We start from the raw sequence: 17,722 nt of genomic DNA, 5'->3' as shown, positions 1-17,722 counted from the left end.
TATATCGGGTTGGCATCGGGGAGGGTCGACAGGGATAGTCCCGAGGTGACCAGACCCGCCGCCTCCGCCCGCCGCGCCCCGCTCGGCTCCCGCCGCCCCGAGTGGGCCGGCCGCAACTACGTCCTCCTCACCGCCGCCACGATCGTGACGAACCTCGGCACGCACGGCGCGCTGATCGCCACGACCTGGGCGGTGTTCGAGGCCGGAGGCGACGCGGGCGACGTGGGGCTCGTGGCGATGGCCCGCTTCCTGCCGCTGGTCCTCTTCCTCCTGATCGGCGGCGCCGTCGCCGACCGGGTGCCCCGGCACCGGGTCATGGTCGCCGCCAACGCCCTCAACTGCGTCTCGCAGGCCGTGTTCGCCGCCCTCGTGCTCGGCGGCGAGCCCCGGATCTGGCAGATGATGGTGCTCACCGCGCTCTGCGGCACCGGCCAGGCCTTCTTCAACCCGGCCGCCGAGGGCATGCTGATGTCCAGCGTCACCGGGGAGCAGGCGAGCCGGGCCTTCGCCGTCTACCGGATGGCCATGCACAGCGCGACCATCGGCGGAGCGGCGCTCGGTGGCGCGCTCGTCGCCTTCGTGGGCCCCGGCTGGGTCCTCCTGATCGACGCCGTCGCCTTCGCCCTCGCCGCCGGACTGCGCGCCTTCCTGGACGTGAGCGGCATCCCCGAACGCGCGCCCGGCGGCGGTCTCTTCGCCGATCTGAGGGAGGGCTGGCAGGAGTTCGTCGGCCGCCCCTGGCTGTGGTCGATCGTCGCCCAGTTCTCCGTGGTGGTCGGCCTGCTCGGGGCGGTCGAGTCGGTGTACGGACCGCTGGTCGCGCGGGCCGAGCTGGGCGGCGCCCGTCCGTGGGGCATCGCGCTCGCCGCGTACGGCGTGGGAACGGTCGCGGGCGCCGTGCTCATGACCCGGTGGAAGCCGCGCCGGATGCTGCTGGTCGGAACCCTCGGCGTCTTCCCGATCGCGCTGCCCTCGGCGGCGCTCGCCGTTCCGCTGGACGCGGTGGGGCTCACGGCCGCGATGTTCGTGAGCGGCGTCGCCATCGAGATCTTCGGCGTCTCGTGGATGACGACCATGCACCAGGAGATCCCGGAGGAGAAGCTGTCCCGGGTCTCGGCCTACGACTGGTTCGGATCGACGGCGCTGCTGCCGCTGACGACGGCGCTCGCGGGCCCGGCGGAGAGCGCGTTCGGCCGGAGCACGGCGCTGTGGGGCGCGGCGGGCCTGATGGTACTCGTCACCGCGCTCGTCCTGCTGGTGCCGGACGTACGGAACCTGACCCGGCGCCCGCACTCCAAGGAGGTCATGGGCGCGCCCCGGACCGCCTCAGCCGATACCGAAGGCGCCCTCCGGGGGAACGGGTGACGGTACGGCCCCGCTGTCGAGGACCGGTTCCGCCCGGCCGGTGAACCGGGCGAGCGTCTCCCCGTGCTCCACGCGCGCGGGGAAGGCGTCCGCCGCGGCGCGGCGGACGAGACGGGCGATGTCGATCTCCCGGCCGGAGGCGACCAGGACCGCGTTCCCGAAGCGGCGGCCGCGCAGCACGGTCGGCTCCGCGACCAGCGCCAGCTCGGGGAAGACGGCCGCGAAGGTGGCGAGTTGGGAGCGGAGGAAGGCGAAGGGGGCGCCGTCGGCGAGGTTGGCGGCGTAGACGCCGTCGGGCCGCAGGACGCGCCGGACCTCGCGCGCGTACTCGACGGAGGTGAGATGGGCGGGGACGCGCGAGCCGCCGAAGACGTCGCCGATCACCAGGTCGGCGGAGGCGGTGGCAGCCGCCTCCAGCCAGCTCCGGGCGTCCGCGCCGTGGACGGTGATGCCGGAGCCCTCGGGCAGCGGGAGGTGCTCGGCGACGAGGCCGAGCAGACCCCTGTCGGCCTCGACGACGTCCTGACGCGAACCGGGGCGGGTGACGGCGACGTACCGGGGCAGGGAGAGCGCGCCACCACCCAGGTGCAGGACGTCCAGCGGTTCGCCGTCGTGGGCGGCGCCGTCGACGACGTGCGCGAGCCGCCGCGCGTACTCGAACTCCAGGTACGCCGGATCGTCGAGGTCGACGTACGACTGGGGTGCGCCGTCGACCGTCAGGAGCCAGGCCCGCTCCCGGTCCACGTCGGGCATGAGGCGCGCGGTGCCCTGGTCGACCTCGCGGATGACGGGGATGTGCTCGTTCACGCCCTCATTGTGCCGGGGCGCCGGATCAGAGGTGCTTGAGGGCCTCGCGGACGGAGAGGGGCGACAGGCGGCCGGTGTGCGCGGCGACGAAGGCACGGACCTCGGAGGGAGCGGTCCTGGCGTACTCGCGCAGGCTCCAGCCGATGGCCTTGCGGAGGAAGAAGTCGGTGTCAGCCGCGCGGCGCAGACAGTGGGCGAAGAGGCGGTCGGCGTCGGTGGACTCCTTGAACCGGAGCTGGTGGAGGAGGGCGGTGCGGGCCACCCACAGGTCCTCGTCCTCGATCCACTCGTCCATGCGGTCGCCGAGGGAGGGGTCGGCCGCGACCAGGCCGCCGACGACATGGGCGGCGAGGTGGTCGACCGTGTCCCACCAGGAGACGGTGGTGACGAGCCGCCGGGCGACGGGCAGGAAACCGGACGAGCAGCGCTTCACGTGGCGGCGCAGGTAGTCGACCGCGAAGTAGTGGTACTCCCGCTCGGGCAGGGCGAAACAGCGCACTGCGACGGCGGCGCAGTCCTCCTCGTCGGGGCGCGGTGTGCCGTCGAGGACGGTGCGGGACAGGGCGCGACGCTCGGGGGTGCGGATACCGAGGAAGGGGGCGACGCCCTTCATGTACGCGACCATCTCCTGCGCCCGGAAGGGGTTCCCCGCGGCCGGGTAGACCGTGGTGAGCCGTGTGAGCAGGGTGTCGGCGAGAGCGCTGTCGGGGACCGCGGCAAGGCGGCCGCCCGGCGGTGCGGCGTCGGTCATGGAACCCTCCCTCACGAGACGGGTGCGGAGCCCTGCCCGGGCGGACATGACGCACATTACGGCGATCATACGGACGCGTCCGTTACTCTCCCCGAATGCTCGCACCCGTGCCCCGGCCGCCGGGCTCCTTCGCCCTCCGCTGCTCCCGGGCCCTGCTCGCGCCCCGTGCGCGGCTCTCGATGCTCGCACTGCTGCTGCTCACGGCCGCCGCACTCGTGGTCCTCTACGAACCGCAGCGGCTGCTCTCGTCGGGGTGGCCGCAGCAGACCGGCGGCGCCGGGGCGGTGCTGCTCTTCGCTCTCGCGTACGGCGTGTGCACGGCGGCGTTCGTGCCGCGCCCGGTGCTCAATCTGGCGGCGGGCGCGCTCTTCGGTTCGGCCGCCGGGCTGACGGCGGCGGTCGCGGGGACGGTGCTCGGTGCCGGGATCGCGTTCACGCTCGGCCGGTTCCTGGGGCAGGACGCGTTGCGCCCGATGCTGCGGGGGCGCTGGCTGACGGCGGCGGACGGGCAGCTGAGCCGGCACGGGTTCCGTTCGATGCTGGCGATCCGGCTGTTCCCCGGGGTGCCGTTCGCCGCGGCCAACTACTGCGCCGCGGTCTCCCGCATGGGGTACGTGCCCTTCCTCCTGGCGACGGCGATCGGCACGGTCCCGAACACGGCGGCGTACGTGGTGGCGGGCGCGCAGGCGGACGAACCGGGCTCACCCGCCTTCCTCTTCTCCGCGGGGTTCATCGTCGTTTCGGGTCTGGCCGCGGCGGTGGTGGCCTGGCGCAAGCGGCACGGCCTGCGGGCCCCGGCGCCGGTGGTGACACCGGAGCCGGAGCCGGTGGGCGCCGCCCGCTAGGGTTTCGTGGCCAGACGGGAGAGGACGGCGGACGCGCCGTCGTTGACGGGGCGCCCGCCCGCGGTGACGGATAAGTCGATCTGCGGGAACCGGGCGGCGAAGCCGGGTCCTCGAAGGCGGGCTTGAGTGCGGGGACGAGGCCGACCGTGAGAGCCTCCCCGCCCATGTCCGGGCACCCGGCTGGACGACGGCGGGACCGGCCGCGGAGCCCGTGACAGGCCCGGACACGGAGCCGACGCCCCCTCAGGAGACCTGAGCACGGCCCCGTCATCTGGGGACGGTACGCTGCGCACGACCTTCTGACCGCACACGTACATAACGGGACGGCCCTAGCCCCATGAGTTGGTTCGAATCGTTCATCCTCGGACTCGTCCAGGGGCTGACGGAGTTCCTTCCCATCTCCTCCAGCGCGCACCTCCGTCTCACCGCGGCGTTCGCCGGCTGGCACGACCCGGGCGCGGCCTTCACCGCGATCACCCAGATCGGCACGGAGACCGCGGTACTGATCTACTTCCGCAAGGACATCGCCCGGATCATCTCGGCCTGGTTCCGCTCCCTCACCGACAAGTCGATGCGCTCCGACCACGACGCCCAGATGGGCTGGCTGGTGATCGTCGGCTCGATCCCGATCGGTGTCCTCGGCATCACGCTCAAGGACCAGATCGAGGGCCCCTTCCGCGACCTGCGGCTCATCGCCACCACGCTGATCGTCATGGGCGTCGTCCTCGGCATCGCGGACCGGCTGGCCGCCCGGGACGAGATCGGCGGCCGCCACCGGGCGATCCGCGAGCGCAAGACGCTCAAGGACCTCGGCGTGAAGGACGGCCTCATCTTCGGCGTCTGCCAGGCGATGGCCCTCATCCCGGGTGTCTCCCGCTCGGGCGCGACGATCTCCGGCGGCCTCCTCATGGGCTACACCCGCGAGGCGGCCGCGCGGTACTCCTTCCTCCTCGCGATCCCGGCGGTCCTCGCCTCGGGCGCGTACGAACTGAAGGACGCCGGCGAGGGGCACGTCTCCTGGGGGCCGACGATCTTCGCGACGATCATCGCCTTCGTGGTCGGTTACGCGGTCATCGCCTGGTTCATGAAGTTCATCACCACGAAGTCCTTCATGCCCTTCGTGATCTACCGCATCCTGCTCGGCATCCTGCTGTTCGTGCTGGTGGGAACGGACACGCTGAGCCCGCACGCGGGCGAGTCCGGGCACTGACGGGGCGCGACGCCGACCGACTCCGCCGGCGGACGCCCCGAAACAGCCGGCTCCGCCCGCGTCACCCTGGTCGCGTGACCCCGCTCTCGGGGACTCGCTGAAAACGAGGACTGTCGAGAGCGGTCGCCTAAGCCTTCGTGGCCGGCTTCCAGTCCTCGACGAGCAGCCCGAGCAGGACCTCGTCCAGGAACTCGCCCATCACCCAGGCCGAGGAACGCAGCACGCCCTCGCGGACGAACCCGTTGCGCTCGGCGGAGCTCAGCATGGCGGCGTTGTCCGCCAGCGTCTCGATCTGCAGCCGGTGCAGACCGCGCACGACGAAGCCGTACTGGCACAGCACGTCGACCACGTCGGTGCTGTAGCCCCTGCCCCGGAAGGCCGGCCGCAGTCCGAGGCCGATGTGCGCGCTCCGGCTGTGGTTGTCGATGCCCCACAGCGTCGCGGTACCGACCAGGGCGCCGCCGTCCAGCTCCACCACGGAGAACGGGACGTGCCCCTGCTCCGTGTCGTCCACCACGAGCGACGACTCCTGCGAGCCGGGCGTGATCGGCCGCCACGGCCGGCCCTGGGCACGCGAGTGCGTGACCGGGTCGTCGTAGAGCTCGGCCTGCAGGATCGGGATGTCGTCCTCGTGCCGGGCCCTGAGCCCGACCTTCTTGCCCTTCAGCATGAAGGCTTCCTATCCGACCGGTCCCACCGCCCGCAAACGAAATACGGGCGGCCCGACCGCCGGTCCCCGGGCAGGTCAGGCGCGGTAGGGGACCCGGGCCAGCTCCTCGATGCCGCCCGGGGTGCCCCACTCGTTCTTCCCGAGCCGGGACAGCGGCCGCATCAACGTCATCTCGGGGTGTCCGTCGACGAGGACGGACTCCTCCACGGCCGCGTGCACGACCCGGCCGAAGACCACCGTCGAGTCACCGATCCGCACGGTGCTGTGCAGCTCGCACTCGAGGGCCACCGGCGACTGGGCGACCCTCGGCGGCTTCACCCGCAGGCTCGGCTCCCGCTCCACCCCGCACGCGTCGAACTCGCTCACCCCGCGCGGGAAGGCGGTCGCCGTCGCGTTGATCCGCTCGATGAGGCCCTCGGGGGCGAGGCTCACCACGAACTGCCCCGTCTCCTCCACGTTGCGCAGCGTGTCCTTGCGTCCGACCGAGGTGAACTGCACGACCGGCGGCGTCACCGAGGCGATCGTGAAGAAGGAGTGCGGGGCGAGGTTGTCCGTCCCGTCGGCCGAGGTGGTGGACACCCAGGCGATCGGCCGGGGCACGACGGTGGCGGTGAGCAGCCGGTAGAAGGAGGTGCGGTCGGTCAGTTCGGGATCCACGTTCACGCGCATGTCGCTCAGTATGACCGGCGCTCGGACCGCCCTGACCTGTACGCGGACCGCCATGGTCGGATCCCAGGCCGCTGGACGGCGGGCCTTCGGGCGCCGGGCGGCCGGGGCACCGTGCCGGAGGAGTCGTCGCGGCCGTGCGGCGCCCGCCCTCGCACGCCCCTTGGCCCCGGGCGCCCGCTGACCGACACTGATCCGATGACGCAGCGTGTGGACCTCGCGACCGTGTTGGACCGACTCGCCGTCGACGACCTGATCACCGGGTACGCGGCGGCCGTGGACGACGCCGACTGGACCGCCTACCGGGCGCTGTTCACCCCGGAGGGCCGGGCCGACTACCGGGGTTCGGGCGGGATCGAGGGGCCGGCGGGCGAGGTGGCCGACTGGCTCGCCGAGACGATGACGCTCTTCCCCGTACGCCAGCACCTCATCGTGAACCGGCGGGTCCTCTTCCGGGAGCCGGCCGGGTATCCGGAGGAGGGCGACGCGGCGGACGTCCGTGCCGACTACGTCAACCCGATGCGGTTCGCCACCGGCGAGGACTTCGTCTGCGGGGGCCGCTACGCGTTCGCGGCGCTGCGGACCGCCGACGGCTGGCGGCTGAGCTCGGTGGTCGTCGACGAGCGCTGGCGCAAGCACCGCTGAGCCGACCCCGCACCACCGCCCCCGACCCTTGCCAGTCCCCCGGCCCCGTCCGAAGGCGAGAGAGTCCGACCGAGGCGAGAGGGTCCGACCGATTCGAGAGGCCCCACCGGCCGCGCCGGGCGCGGTCACGCCCGACACTGAAGACAGGGGCGGGAGGCACATCATGCGATCTCCGTTCGGAAGCCGGGGACAGGGCCGAGGGCCGGGCGCCGACTCGGCTCCCGGTCCCGCCCGCCGACGGGCGGTCGTACGCTCCCTGCTCGCCCTCGCCTGCGGCGCGCTCCCCGCGCTCGCCTTTCCCGCCCCCGGCCTGTGGTGGTGGGCGTACGGGGCGCTCGCCCCCTGGCTGCTGCTCATCCGCACGGCTCCCGGGGCGCGCCGGGCCGCCCTCGACGGCTGGCTGGGCGGGGCCGGTTTCGTGCTCGCCGTCCATCACTGGCTGCTGCCCAGCCTGCACGTCTTCCTGCTGCCGCTGGCCGCGCTGCTCGGCCTGCTGTGGCTGCCGTGGGGGTGGCTCGTACGGTCGCTGCTGGGGGGCGCGCCGTCACCGCTGCGGGCCGCTGTCGCCCTGCTCGCGGTGCCCTGCGGCTGGTTGCTGATCGAGCTGGTCCGCTCCTGGGAGGGCCTGGGCGGTCCGTGGGGGCTGCTCGGCGCGAGCCAGTGGGAGGTCCCGGCGGCGCTGCGGCTCGCCTCGATCGGCGGGGTGTGGCTGGTGAGCCTGCTCGTGGTGGCGGTGAACACGGCCGTGGCCCTGCTGGTGGCGTCGCCGGGGCTGCGGACCGTGGGGGTCGCGGGGCTCGCGGCCTGCGCGCTCGTGGCGGGTGCGGCGGCCTGGGGTGTCGGGGCGCCGCGCGAGAGCGGGACGGTGCGCGTGGCCCTCGTACAGCCGGGGGTGTTCGGCGGTCCTGACGGGGCCGAGCGGCGTTTCGACCGGGCGGAGGAGTTGACCCGCTCGCTCGCGGGGCAGCGCGTCGACCTGGTGGTCTGGGGCGAGAGCAGCGTGGGCGCCGACCTGACCGGCCGGCCGGATCTGGCCGCCCGGCTCACCGCTCTGGCGCGCGCGGTCGACGCGCCGGTCCTGGTGAACGTGGACGCGCGCCGGGCCGACCGTCCCGGCATCTTCAAGAGCGCCGTGCTGGTCGGGCCGGCGGGGCTCACGGGTGAGCGGTACGACAAGACGCGGCTCGTGCCGTTCGGCGAGTACGTCCCGGCGCGTGCCGTCCTGGGGTGGGTGACGTCGCTCGGCAAGGCGGCCGGTGAGGACCGGCGGCGGGGCACCGAACCGGTCGTGATGACGCTGCCCGCCACCGGCTCCGATGGCCCCGACCGCGTCCAGGGCCTGCGGATCGGGCCGCTGGTCTGCTTCGAGTCCGCGTTCCCCGACATGAGCCGGCGGCTGGTCCGGGACGGTGCCGGTCTCGTGGTCGTCCAGTCGGCGACCAGCACCTTCCAGGAGAGCTGGGCACCCGCCCAGCACGCGTCCCTCGCGGCCCTGCGGGCGGCGGAGACGGGCCGGCCCGTGGTGCACGCGACGCTCACCGGGATCAGCGCCGCGTACGGCCCCGACGGGCGCGTGGCCGGGCCGGTGCTCGGTACGGACGTGAGCGCCGTCGCCGTCCGGGAGCTGCCGCTCTCGGTGTCGGCGACGGGGTACGTCCGGTGGGGCGACTGGCCGTTGTACGGGGCGCTCGTCGTGGTGGGCGCGGTGTGCGCCGCCGAGGGCGCGGGCGCCCTCAGGAGGCCTGGGTCAGCGCCTCGCGGACCACGCGCTCGCACAGCTCGTGGGTCAGCAGGGCGTCGCGGGCGCTGAGCGTCCGCCTCTCGCGTACGGCGTCGAGGAAGGCGAGTACGGCCTGCTCGATGCCGCGCTGGCGGGCCACCGGCACCCAGTCGCCACGTCGCCGCAGCGTCGGCTGTCCCTTGTGGTCGACGACGTCGGAGAGGTTGAGGACCTGGCGCTTGGTGTCCTGTCCGGAGACCTCCAGGATCTCCTCGGTGGAGCCGTTCATCCGGTTCATCATGCCGATCGCGGTGAAGCCGTCGCCGGAGAGCTGGAGCACGACGTGGTGCATGAGCCCGTCGCGGATCCGGGCCCGCACGTCGACGTGCTCGATGTCGCCGGGGAGCAGGAACCGCAGGGTGTCCACGACGTGGATGAAGTCGTCGAGGACGAGGGTGCGCGGGTCCTCGGGGAGTCCGACCCGGTTCTTCTGAAGGAGGATCAGTTCGCGCGGGTGCTCGGCGCACTGGGCGTAGCTGGGGGCGAGGCGCCGGTTGAAGCCCACGGCGAGGCTCACCGCGCGCTTCTCGGCGAGCTCCACGATCCGCTCGGAGTCGGCGTACTCGTAGGCGAGGGGCTTGTCGACGTACGTGGGGACGCCCGCGTCGAGGAGCCGGCCGGCGATCTCGGCGTGGGCGGCGGTCGACGCGTGGACGAAGGCCGCGTCGAGTCCGGCGGAGAGCAGGGAGTCGAGGTCGCCGTGGCGCTGCGCGGCGGGCAGGTGCAGGGTGTCGGCGACCCGGTCGAGGGTGGCGCGGGTACGGGTCTGGAGGTGGAGCTCGACCCCGGGGAGGGTGGCGAGGACGGGGAGGTACGCCTTCTGCGCGATGTCGCCGAGTCCGATGCAGCCAACCTTCACGGGGTCTCCCTTGTCGTGTCCGCAGGCCCCGGGCCGGGGGCCGTTCGCGCTGGTCAGCTTACGCGGACCGGGCCGGGGCCACCGGCGGGTGCCAGTCGGCGATGCCGTCGAAGCCGCGCAGGACGAGCCCCGGGCCGAAGCGGGAGACGGCGCTGACGAGCGTGGAGCGCAGGGCGACGGCGGGGCGGGCCGAGAGCAGTGTGATCGCTCCGGTGCGGGCGGCCTTGCGGACGATGGCGGTGGTACGGGGAAGGCGGTCGGCGGTGTACGCGGCGAGCGCCCGGCCGGGGACGAAGTCGGCCACGGAGCGGGCGTGGTGGGCGAGGACGACCGCGTCCTCGATGGCCTGGTTACCTCCCTGGCCGAGGCTCGGCATCATCGCGTGCGCGGCGTCGCCGAGGAGGGCGACCCGGCCCCGGTGGAAGGCCGGCAGCGGGTCGGGGAGGTGGTGGACGTCGTGGCGGAGGACCTGGCTCGGGTCGACGGCGGCGAGGATCTCGGGAACGGGGTGGTGCCAGTCGCCGAAGAGGCGCAGGAGTTCGGCCCTCTCGTCGTCGGGGGCACGGCCGCCGGCGGGGGCGGCGGCCATGGCGTACGCGTAGATCCGGCCGTCCTTGAGGGGCTGGGTGCCCCACAGACGTCCGGCGCCCCAGGTCTCGTGGGGGGCGAACGGCCGCTCGGGGGCGGGGACGACGACCCGCCAGGTGGTGCAGCCGGCGTAGCGGAGGCCGGGATGCTCGGGGAAGAGGGCGTGCCGGGCGGCGGAGCGGATGCCGTCGGCGGCGACGACGAGGGCGGCCTCGATCTCTCCCTCCGGGGTGGCGAGGCGGGCCGGCCGGTGGTCGTCCCCGGGGTCGACGAGCGAGGCGGCGGTCGCGGTGCGGACGGTTCCTTCGGGGAGGGCCGAGGTGAGGATCTCGACGAGGGTGGCGCGGTGGAGGAGGACGAGCGGCCCGCCGAAGCGGGCGGCGGCGGCCTTGGCGTCGGTGCGGGCGAGCCAGCGTCCGCCGGGGGCGCGCATGCCGCCGTCGCCCTGCCAGGCGGCGAGGTCGCGGACGCGGTCGCCGAGGCCGATGACGTCGAGGGCGCGCTGGGAGTTGGGGGCGAGGCCGATGCCGGCGCCGACGGGGGCGAGGCCGGCGGCGCGCTCGAGGACGGTGACCCGCCAGCCGTCGCGGTGGAGGGCTACGGCGGCGGTGAGTCCGCCGATGCCGGCTCCGACGACGACGGCGCGGTGCTGTTCCATGACTGCTCCCCGGGACCGGAACTACAGGTGTAGTACGACCGACACCGTGACCGTACTACAGGTGTAGTCGGCTCGGTAGTAGGTTGTCCCCATGCCCGCATCGACCCCCTCCTCCGCCTCCTCCCAGGAAGCCCCCGCCTCCCGCGCCGAGCGGATCGGGGACGCCGCCCTCGACCTCCTCGTCGAGCGCGGCATGCGGGGGCTCACCCACCGCGCCGTGGACGAGCGGGCGGGCCTGCCGCAGGGATCGACCTCCAACCACGCCCGCACCCGCCAGGCCCTCCTGGAGACGGCGGTACGACGCCAGGTCGAACTGGAGGCCCGAGTCCTCACCCCGGCCGAGATCGCGGAAGAGATCGCGGGCGGGGGCGGAGCGGCGGGCGCCCCGGGCGGGGGCGGCGCGGCGGGCGGCACAGGTGCGGCAGGCGCTCCGGGCCGGGGCGGCGGCGCAGGCTCTCCCGGCGCTCAGGAAGACCCCGGCCGAGGCGGCGCTCATCGAGCCACCGGCCCAGGCGGCGCCCCCGGCGACCCCGGCCCCCTCGCGGACGCGCTCGCCCTCGCCCTGCACCGCTATCTCACCGACCACCGCGCGCTGCTCGTCTCCCGCTACGAGCTGGCCCTGGAGGCCACCCGCCGCCCCGAGCTCCGCGCCTTCTTCGACTCGGCTGGCTCCGTCTTCCACGGCCCGCTGGTCGCGGTGATGGCGGCGGCCGGCTCGCCGGAACCGGAGCGGCACGCCCTCTCCCTCATCGCCTGGAGCGAGGGACTGATGTTCTCGTGCGCCGCGGGCTCCTTCCACTCGTCCGTGCCGAGCCGCGCGGAACTGCGGACCGGCCTCGACGAGTTGCTGCGCGGCATGCTCGGGGCCCGGACCTCCTAGGACACCGGAAAGGGGTGGCGTGACGGGTGCTCATCGGAGACGATGCCGCGCATGACCACCCAACGCACCGAATCCGTATCCCGCGTCGACCCGTCCACCACCTCGGGCGAGCGCGAGGCCCTGGAGCAGTGGCTCGACTTCCATCGAGCGACCCTCGCGAAGAAGTGCGAGGGCCTCGACGACGCCCAGCTGCGCACCCTCTCCGCCCCTCCCTCCGACCTCAATCTCCTGGGCCTCGTCCGCCACATGGCGCAGGTCGAGCGGGGCTGGTTCCGCAACGTCCTGGCCGGCGAGAAGGCGCCGTGGATCTACTCCACGGACGAGGACAACGACCGGGACATCCACGTGACGGAGGAGGACACCTACGAGGAGGCCTTCGCGACCTGGCAGGCGGAGATCGCCCACGCGCGCACTCTGGCCGCCTCGCACGGTCTCGACGACCTGGGCGTGGGCACGCACCGCACCGGGCAGCCCTTCAACCTCCGCTGGATCTACCTGCACATGATCGAGGAGTACGCCCGCCACAACGGCCACGCGGATCTGATCCGGGAGCGGGTCGACGGCGAGACCGGCGACTGACCGACCCGCACGGGCGCCCGACCGGTCAAGCCCGGTCCCCCCGCGGCTCACCCTCGCGGGGCATTCCCCGCCGGTAGGGGCGCGAAGGTCACGGCCGGGCCAGCAGAGTGGCGCGGGTGCATGCAACCCGAACCACAGCGAAGATCCTGGTCGGGGCGGCCGTGGCCGCCCTCGCGGGCTGCGTCTCGGTGGACGCCCCGCGGACGGCGCCCGCTCCGGCGCCGGCCGCGGAGACCGTACGACCCGCGCAGGACGTGGCCCCGCAGATCGTCGAGGGCCCGGCCCGCGAGGCCCTCGAAACGGCACTTCCCGCTCCCCCGCCGTCGGCGACGCCCCGCGCGACGACCCCGTCCGAGGTACGCCGGCGTGCGGCGGCCCCGGCCCGTCCGGAGGCTCCGCGCCCGGAGGCCGTACCGCGCCGACGTGAGCGTCCGCGCCCGGCGGCCCGGCCGGCGCCGCCCGCACCGCCCGAGCTGACGGGCCTGCCGAGGAACCCGCCGGTCTCCCGGGCGGACGTCTGCGATCTGGGAGAGCGGTACGGGGGCTGGGCCCCCGGCAGCGACCCGTCCCGCATCTGTCACGGCACGTACGGCCGCTGAGGCCCCGCATCGCGCGAGGGCCGCCGAGCCCAAGGCGCTCCCGCACGCGCGGCCCGGACTCCGGTCGTTCACCGCGCGCGACCCGAGCCCCTGTCGCTCACCGCACGGCGCGCGGCCGGGGCCCCGTCACTCACAGCCCGCGCAACCTGAGGTCCAGGCGGTCGATCGCGGCCCGTACCCCGTTTCCGTAGCCGTCGTCGTCGAGGTGGTCCGAGGCGGCGCGGGCCCGGTCCAGATGGACCCGCGCGGCATCGGGCCGTTGGAGCTTGGCGTAGTCGGCGGCCAGGTTGAGGTGGAGCGAGGGGTACAGCGCCCGGAGCGCGACCGCCGAGCCGTGCTCGGCGGTCCGCTCGTCGGCGAGCCCCTCCGCCGCGCTCAGGGCCCGGAGGTCCCAGGCCAGTTCGGTGTCGGGGTCGTCCTGGGCGTCCGCCATGTAGTGCGCGAGGGTGCACCGGTGCAGCGGGTCCCCGTCGGGGCCGATCTGCTGCCAGAGGAGCCCGAAGCGATTGCGGGCCTCCTCGCGGTCGCCGCCGTGGAGCAGCATCATGGCCTGCCCGATCCTGGTCATGACACCGTCGTCCGACACCTGCTGCTGCTCGGTCACCGCGACCTCCACCCGCTCACCCACTGGGAGAGCCGACGCTAGCCGCACCCGGCCCGGATCGGGCCGAGGCTCAGCCGAGGTCCGGGACGCGCCAGTCGATCGGCTCGTGTCCCTGGGCCGCGACGGCCGCGTCGATCTGGGTGAACGGCTGCGATCCGAAGAACTTCTTCGCCGAGAGGGGCGAGGGGTGGGCGCCCTTCACGACCACGTGCCGCTCCTCGTCGATGAGCGGCAGCTTCTTCTGCGCGTAGTTTCCCCAGAGGACGAAGACGGCGGGGTCGGGGCGCGAGGCGACCGCGGTGATCACCGCGTCCGTGAACTTCTCCCAGCCCTTGCCCTTGTGCGAGTTCGCCTCGCCGGCGCGGACGGTCAGCACGGCGTTGAGCAGGAGGACGCCCTGTTCGGCCCACGGCATCAGATAGCCGTTGTCCGGGACGGGGTGGCCGAGCTCGGCCTGCATCTCCTTGTAGATGTTCCGCAGGGAGGGCGGGGTCCTCACGCCGGGCCGGACCGAGAAGCAGAGCCCGTGTCCCTGCCCCTCGCCGTGGTACGGGTCCTGACCGAGGATCAGGACCTTCACCTTGTCGTACGGGGTGGCGTCGAGGGCGGCGAAGACCTCGTCCTTCGGCGGGAAGACCGGTCCCTTGGCACGCTCCTCCTCGACGAACTCGGTGAGCCGGGCGAAGTACGGCTTCTGCAGTTCCTCGCCGAGGACACCCCGCCAGGACTCGGGCAGCATGTTGGTGTCGGTCACGGTCAACAACCTCCGGTGGACGTTCTCGTATCTCCGTCCGAAAACCTATCGGGGGCCACTGACAGTGGCCCCCGCAGGTCGTCTACCAGCTGGCCCGGCGGTACAGCTCCCAGAGCTGCATGACCGTCTGCGGGTCGAGGGCGCGCTCGCCGCCGCCGATGTCCTCACCGGCCGCGATGTACAGCTTGCCCTGCCACAGGGGCAGCAGCCGGACCTCCTGGACCATGATCTCCTGAGCCTCCACGAACTCGTCCGTGACGGTCCCGCGGTCGCTCTCGCGGCGGGACTTCGGGAGGAGTTCGCCGGTGATCCTGGGGCTCACGTACGGCGTACCGAGGACGTTCTCCTTGCCGATGAACGGCGCGACGAAGTTGTCCGGGTCCGGGAAGTCGGGGAACCAGCCGCGCCCGAAGACCGGGTACTCGCCCTTCTGGTAGCCCGCCTGGAACTCCTTCCAGGGCTTGCCGTTCAGCCTGACCGTGAAGAGTCCGGACTCCTCGAGCTGCCGCTTGAGCTCGGCGAACTCGGCGGCCGTCGAGGAACCGTACCGGTCCGTCGTGTACCAGAAGGTCAGCTCGACGGGCTCGGTGATGCCCGCGTCGCGGAGGATCTTCTTGGCCTTCTTCGCGCTCGGCGTGCCGTAGCGGTCGAAGAACTTGGTGGTGTGGGAGGCGATTCCCTTGGGCACCATGGAGTACAGGGGTTCGGCGGTGCCCTGGTAGACCTTGTTGACCAGTTCGTCGCGGTCGACGAGCTGGGCGATGGCCTTGCGGACGGGGAGCTTGGCGACCGTCGGGTCCTCGGCGTTGAAGACCAGGTACCGAATGTCCGCGCCGGTCGACTCGACGAGCTGGAGACCCTTGTTCTCGGGCTTGTCCTCCTGGAGGGCGACGACCTCCTCGGCGGTGAGGCCGCGGTAGGTGGCGTCGATCTCGTCCTTCTTGAGCGCGGCGACCATGGCGTCGGACGCGTCGTAGTACTTGATCGTCACGCCGCCGTTCTTACGGTCGGCGAAGCCCTTGTAGGTGGGGTTCTTCGTCAGCTCTGCCGTCTTGCGCTCGTCGTACGAGTCGAGGACGTACGGCCCCGAGCCGGTGAGCTTGCCGTCCTTGCGGAGCTGGTCGGCCGGGTACTCGGCGGGGTCCACGAGGGACATCGCCGGCGTGGCGAGGACGAACGGGAAGGTGGCGTCCGACTTGTTGAGCCGGAAGACGACGGTCCTGTCACCCACGGTCTCGATCTTGTCGAGCGAGCCGAGCATCCCGTTCGGGCCGCCCTTGTGGTTGATCGTGCGGATGCGCTCGATCGAGTACTGCACGGCCTTGGCGTCCAGCTTGTGCCCGTTGGAGAACGTGAGGCCCTCCACGAGCTTGCACTCGAAGACCCGGCTGGCGGTGTCGGTGAACTTGCATTCGGCGGCGTCCGAATCCGGTGTCGTACTTCCCGTCGGGAAACTCACCAGGGTTTGGAACACATTCCGGAAGAGCTCCCAGGAATTGTCCCAGGCGGCGGCCGGATCAAGCGTGGTGGGAGAGCTCGTCGTGCCGATGACGATTCTCTGATCCCCGGCGGATTCACTGTCCGAGAAGACACTGCATCCGGACACCAGGGATATGGACACAAGGGCTGCAGCGGCCTGCAGACTGGTCCGGTTGAACACGTGCACGCTCCTCGTTCAGCCAGGGGTCGGCCGACGATACCGCAGCACCCCGTCAGGTCAATGTTCGAGCCTGACGGGGCACTTGAGGCATTCATTGCAGAACCGGTCTCAATCCGGACACCAGATCAAGAAAGTGTCCGATTATCGGTCACCCGACTCCGGCGTTCAGGAAAATCCCGCCGTCGACCACGAGCGTCTGACCAGTGATCCACTCCGACTGCGACGAGGTGAGGAAGGCCGCCGCGCCGCCGATGTCCTCGGGCTCGCCGAGCCGGCCGAGCGGGTAGGCGGCGGCCGCCTCCGCTTCCCGGCCCTCGTAGAGCGCCTGCGCGAATTTCGTCTTCACCACGGCCGGGGCAATTGCGTTGACCCGCACGAGCGGCGCGAATTCATGCGCCAATTGCAGAGTGAGGTTGACCATCGCGGCCTTGCTCATTCCGTATGCGCCGATGAAAGGTGAGGCGGAGACGCCCGCGACCGACGCGATGTTCACGATCGCGCCGCCGTGCTCCTTCTGCCAGGCGTGCCAGGTCCGCTGGGCGAAGCCGAGCGCGGAGACCACGTTGGTCTCGAAGACCTTGCGGGCCACCCCGAGGTCCAGGTCGGCGATGGCCCCGAAAACCGGGTTCGTACCGGCGTTGTTGATCAGGAAGTCGACGCGGCCGAAGCCGTCCATCGCCGCCTCGACGGCGGCGGCCTGGTGGGCCTCGTCGTGGGCCTTGCCGGGGACGCCGATCGCCCGGTCGGCGCCGAGCCGCTCGACGGCCTCCTTGAGGGCCTCCTCGCCGCGCCCGGTGATGACGACCCGGTCGCCACGGGCGACCAGAGCCTCGGCGATGCCGTAGCCGATGCCCCGGCTCGCGCCGGTGACGAGTGCGACCTTGCCGGACAGCTCCGGCCGTACCTGTGCGGTCATGCGCTTCTCGCTCCTCTGTCTGCCGGTGGTCAGTTGAGCGGGCCGCCGGCCACGTACATGACCTGGCCCGAGACGAAGCCGGCGTCGTCGCCCGCGAAGAAGGCGATCGCGTTGGCGACGTCCTCGGGGCGGCCGACCCGCTGCACCGGGATCATGGACGCGGCGGCGGCCTGGAAGTCCTCGAAGCCCATGCCCACGCGCTCGGCGGTCTGCGCGGTCATCTCGGTGACGATGAAGCCCGGGGCGACGGCGTTGGCGGTGATGCCGAACTTGCCGAGCTCCTTCGCGAGGGTCTTGGTGAGGCCCTGGAGCCCCGCCTTGACGGCCGAGTAGTTGGCCTGGCCGCGGTTGCCCAGCGCCGAGGAGGAGGAGAGCGAGACGATCCGGCCGAAGCCCGCGTCCACCATGTGCTTCTGACAGGCCTTCGCCATCAGGAAGGCACCCTTGAGGTGCACGTTCATGACGAGGTCCCAGTCCGACTCGGACATCTTGAAGAGGAGGTTGTCGCGGAGCACACCCGCGTTGTTGACGAGGATCGTCGGCGCGCCGAGCTCGGCGGCGACACGCGCGACGGCGGCCTCCACCTGGGCGCTGTCGGAGACGTCGCAGCCGACCGCGAGGGCGGTGCCGCCCGCGGCGGTGATCTTCTCGACGGTGTCCTTGCAGGCCGCCTCGTCGAGGTCGAGTACGGCGACGGCGCGGCCCTCGGCCGCGAGGCGGAGCGCCGTGGCGGCCCCGATGCCCCGTGCGGCACCCGTGACGACGGCTACGCGCTGCTCGGTGGTGGACATGCTTGGTTCTCCTCGCCCTTGGATCGTCCCTGGTCGCGGTCGAACCGGTCACCCGCTCCTGCGTCCCGCACATGAGCGACCGCTTAGTATCGTCC

The 17,722-nt window shown here is 72.6% G+C and carries 19 protein-coding genes; 8 read left to right on the top strand and 11 right to left on the bottom strand.

What is annotated here, in order from left to right; genetic code table 11:
- The first annotated feature begins 45 nt into the window (after positions 1-45).
- Positions 46-1,365 (top strand): MFS transporter, encoded by a 1,320-nt coding sequence (locus tag ACRRSS_RS12485; RefSeq protein WP_435971267.1) that lies wholly within the window; start codon positions 46-48, stop codon positions 1,363-1,365.
- Here the strand turns inward: ACRRSS_RS12485 and ACRRSS_RS12480 are convergent.
- Together ACRRSS_RS12480 and ACRRSS_RS12475 are read right to left on the bottom strand one after the other, a co-directional pair.
- Positions 1,327-2,172 carry a spermidine synthase gene (locus tag ACRRSS_RS12480; protein ID WP_435971266.1) on the bottom strand — a complete coding sequence of 282 codons (846 nt, stop codon included), beginning with the start codon at positions 2,170-2,172 and terminating at the stop codon, positions 1,327-1,329. The two genes, ACRRSS_RS12485 and ACRRSS_RS12480, sit on opposite strands and share 39 nt — an antisense overlap.
- A gap of 25 nt (positions 2,173-2,197) precedes the next feature.
- Positions 2,198-2,923 carry a DNA alkylation repair protein gene (locus ACRRSS_RS12475; RefSeq protein ID WP_435971265.1) on the bottom strand — a complete coding sequence of 242 codons (726 nt, stop codon included), beginning with the start codon at positions 2,921-2,923 and terminating at the stop codon, positions 2,198-2,200.
- 95 nt (positions 2,924-3,018) lie between these two features.
- On the opposite strand from ACRRSS_RS12475, the gene ACRRSS_RS12470 reads away from it, so the two are divergent.
- Together ACRRSS_RS12470 and ACRRSS_RS12465 are read left to right on the top strand one after the other, a co-directional pair.
- A complete protein-coding gene (locus tag ACRRSS_RS12470; protein ID WP_435971264.1) occupies positions 3,019-3,768 on the top strand; it encodes a TVP38/TMEM64 family protein in 750 nt (249 codons plus the stop codon).
- Positions 3,769-4,105: 337 nt separating this feature from the next.
- Positions 4,106-4,978, top strand: coding sequence for an undecaprenyl-diphosphate phosphatase (locus ACRRSS_RS12465; RefSeq protein ID WP_351898020.1), 873 nt, complete (start codon positions 4,106-4,108; stop codon positions 4,976-4,978).
- A 127-nt stretch (positions 4,979-5,105) separates the two neighbouring features.
- Here ACRRSS_RS12465 and ACRRSS_RS12460 read toward each other — a convergent pair whose 3' ends face one another.
- A complete protein-coding gene (locus ACRRSS_RS12460; protein ID WP_435971263.1) occupies positions 5,106-5,648 on the bottom strand; it encodes a GNAT family N-acetyltransferase in 543 nt (180 codons plus the stop codon).
- A gap of 75 nt (positions 5,649-5,723) precedes the next feature.
- Positions 5,724-6,317, bottom strand: coding sequence for a flavin reductase family protein (locus ACRRSS_RS12455; RefSeq protein WP_435971262.1), 594 nt, complete (start codon positions 6,315-6,317; stop codon positions 5,724-5,726).
- 195 nt (positions 6,318-6,512) lie between these two features.
- Between ACRRSS_RS12455 and ACRRSS_RS12450 the strand changes: the two genes are divergently transcribed.
- Together ACRRSS_RS12450 and lnt are read left to right on the top strand one after the other, a co-directional pair.
- Positions 6,513-6,959, top strand: coding sequence for a nuclear transport factor 2 family protein (locus tag ACRRSS_RS12450; protein WP_435971261.1), 447 nt, complete (start codon positions 6,513-6,515; stop codon positions 6,957-6,959).
- Positions 6,960-7,122: 163 nt separating this feature from the next.
- Positions 7,123-8,769 carry an apolipoprotein N-acyltransferase gene (lnt, locus tag ACRRSS_RS12445; RefSeq protein WP_435971260.1) on the top strand — a complete coding sequence of 549 codons (1,647 nt, stop codon included), beginning with the start codon at positions 7,123-7,125 and terminating at the stop codon, positions 8,767-8,769.
- On the opposite strand, the gene ACRRSS_RS12440 is transcribed toward lnt, so the two are convergent.
- Together ACRRSS_RS12440 and ACRRSS_RS12435 are read right to left on the bottom strand one after the other, a co-directional pair.
- Positions 8,693-9,598, bottom strand: a complete 906-nt coding sequence (locus ACRRSS_RS12440) for a Gfo/Idh/MocA family protein (protein ID WP_435971259.1) — start codon at positions 9,596-9,598, stop codon at positions 8,693-8,695. The two genes, lnt and ACRRSS_RS12440, sit on opposite strands and share 77 nt — an antisense overlap.
- A gap of 58 nt (positions 9,599-9,656) precedes the next feature.
- Positions 9,657-10,844, bottom strand: coding sequence for an FAD-dependent monooxygenase (locus tag ACRRSS_RS12435; protein ID WP_435971258.1), 1,188 nt, complete (start codon positions 10,842-10,844; stop codon positions 9,657-9,659).
- A gap of 91 nt (positions 10,845-10,935) precedes the next feature.
- Here ACRRSS_RS12435 and ACRRSS_RS12430 point away from each other — a divergent pair, with 91 nt between their 5' ends.
- The 3 genes from ACRRSS_RS12430 to ACRRSS_RS12420 all read left to right on the top strand — a co-directional run bounded on the left by ACRRSS_RS12430 (position 10,936) and on the right by ACRRSS_RS12420 (position 12,902).
- Complete coding sequence (locus ACRRSS_RS12430) at positions 10,936-11,724, top strand: TetR/AcrR family transcriptional regulator (protein ID WP_435971257.1); 789 nt, start codon at positions 10,936-10,938, stop codon at positions 11,722-11,724.
- Between the two features lie 51 nt (positions 11,725-11,775).
- Positions 11,776-12,303 carry a DinB family protein gene (locus ACRRSS_RS12425; protein ID WP_435971256.1) on the top strand — a complete coding sequence of 176 codons (528 nt, stop codon included), beginning with the start codon at positions 11,776-11,778 and terminating at the stop codon, positions 12,301-12,303.
- A 116-nt stretch (positions 12,304-12,419) separates the two neighbouring features.
- The gene (locus tag ACRRSS_RS12420; protein ID WP_435971255.1) at positions 12,420-12,902 is read left to right on the top strand and encodes a hypothetical protein; all 483 of its coding nucleotides are present in this window, start codon (positions 12,420-12,422) and stop codon (positions 12,900-12,902) included.
- Positions 12,903-13,032: 130 nt separating this feature from the next.
- Here ACRRSS_RS12420 and ACRRSS_RS12415 read toward each other — a convergent pair whose 3' ends face one another.
- From ACRRSS_RS12415 to fabG, 5 genes are all read right to left on the bottom strand, one after another.
- Entirely contained in the window at positions 13,033-13,506 is a 474-nt protein-coding gene (locus ACRRSS_RS12415) for a hypothetical protein (RefSeq protein ID WP_435971254.1), read from the bottom strand.
- 70 nt (positions 13,507-13,576) lie between these two features.
- Complete coding sequence (gene ung, locus ACRRSS_RS12410; protein ID WP_435971253.1) at positions 13,577-14,260, bottom strand: uracil-DNA glycosylase; 684 nt, start codon at positions 14,258-14,260, stop codon at positions 13,577-13,579.
- Positions 14,261-14,342: 82 nt separating this feature from the next.
- Entirely contained in the window at positions 14,343-15,920 is a 1,578-nt protein-coding gene (locus tag ACRRSS_RS12405; protein ID WP_435971252.1) for an ABC transporter substrate-binding protein, read from the bottom strand.
- A 148-nt stretch (positions 15,921-16,068) separates the two neighbouring features.
- The gene (locus ACRRSS_RS12400) at positions 16,069-16,836 is read right to left on the bottom strand and encodes an SDR family oxidoreductase (protein WP_435971251.1); all 768 of its coding nucleotides are present in this window, start codon (positions 16,834-16,836) and stop codon (positions 16,069-16,071) included.
- Positions 16,837-16,865: 29 nt separating this feature from the next.
- Positions 16,866-17,627, bottom strand: coding sequence for a 3-oxoacyl-ACP reductase FabG (gene fabG / locus ACRRSS_RS12395; protein ID WP_030316526.1), 762 nt, complete (start codon positions 17,625-17,627; stop codon positions 16,866-16,868).
- Positions 17,628-17,722: the final 95 nt, after the last annotated feature.

This window comes from Streptomyces sp. Qhu_M48, assembly GCF_051305195.1.
Lineage (GTDB): Bacteria > Actinomycetota > Actinomycetes > Streptomycetales > Streptomycetaceae > Streptomyces.
This window is presented reverse-complemented; position numbering and strand designations above follow the sequence as displayed.